This window comes from Mesorhizobium sp. YIM 152430 (assembly GCF_029210365.1).
Lineage (GTDB): Bacteria > Pseudomonadota > Alphaproteobacteria > Rhizobiales > Rhizobiaceae > Aliihoeflea.
This window is the reverse complement of sequence record NZ_JARGES010000002.1, coordinates 1-1,199: the sequence shown is the minus strand read 5'-3', so window position 1 is coordinate 1,199 and position 1,199 is coordinate 1. Positions and strand designations below refer to the sequence as shown.

Here is a 1,199-nt window from a genome sequence, read left to right as displayed (position 1 = left end):
GCGCTGGGTCGTCATGCTCGCGCCGCTCGCCATGGTGTTCTTCCTGTCGTTCCGCATCGACAAGATGAGCGTCTCGGCCGCGCAGACCACCTTCTGGGCCTATGCCGCGCTGATGGGCGTGTCGCTGTCGTCGATCTTCCTGGTTTATACCGCCCAGTCGATCACGCAGACCTTCTTCATCACCGCGACCGCCTTCGGCGCCCTGTCGCTGTGGGGCTACACGACCAAGCGCGACCTGACGGGCATGGGCTCGTTCCTGATCATGGGCGTGTTCGGCCTGATCATCGCCATGATCGTCAACATCTTCCTACAGTCCTCGGCGCTTCAGTTCGCGGTCTCCGCGATCGGCGTGCTGATCTTCGCGGGCCTGACCGCCTACGACACGCAGAAGATCAAGGAGATGTATTTCGAGGGCGACGGCGCCGTCGCCATGGGCCGCAAGGCCATCATGGGCGCGCTGCGTCTCTATCTCGACTTCATCAACCTGTTCCTGTTCATGCTGCAATTCCTGGGCAACCGCGAATAGGCTGCACAACATCCAGACGAGCAAGGGGCGGTCTTCGGGCCGCCCTTTTTCGTTGGTCCAGCGACCATGGCGATTTTCACTGCCGCAATGCTCGATTATGCAGGGATGTCCCGGAGAGACCGACTGCATGATCGCCATTCGTCCAGCCACGCGCAACGACCTTCCCGCCATCACCGAAATCTATGCCGACGCCGTCGAAAACGGGACGTCGAGCTATGAATTGACCCCGCCCGATCTCGCCGAGATGACGACGCGCTTTGCCGCGCTCGAGGCAGGCGGGTTTCCCTATCTCGTGGCCACGCGCGACGACCGCCTCGTCGGCTTTGCCTATGCCGGCGCGTTCCGGCCGCGCCCGGCCTACCGCTTCATCGTCGAGAACTCCGTCTATGTCGCGCCCGAGGCGAAAGGGCAGGGCGTCGGCCGGTTATTGATGGAGAAACTGATCGAAGCAGCGACCCGGCTTGGCTTTCGCCAGATGATCGCCGTCATCGGCGACGGGCGCCCCGACAGCGCTTCGATACGGCTCCACGCGAAGATGGGTTTTGCGGATGCCGGCAGGCTCGTCGGCACCGGCTACAAGCACGGCCGTTGGCTCGACACGGCCTTCATGCAGCTTGCGCTCAACGAGGGCGCGGATGCGCAGCCGGACCCCGCCTCGCTGCCCGAACGCCGG

2 protein-coding genes are annotated in these 1,199 nt (G+C 63.7%); both read left to right on the top strand.

The features are described from left to right. On the top strand, positions 1 to 526 hold a 526-nt coding region (locus PZ895_RS00470), incomplete at its 5' end, for a Bax inhibitor-1/YccA family protein (RefSeq protein WP_275837072.1). A 127-nt stretch (positions 527 to 653) separates the two neighbouring features. After that, positions 654 to 1,199, top strand: a 546-nt coding sequence (locus PZ895_RS00465; RefSeq protein WP_275837071.1) for a GNAT family N-acetyltransferase, incomplete at its 3' end; no start/stop codon positions are given.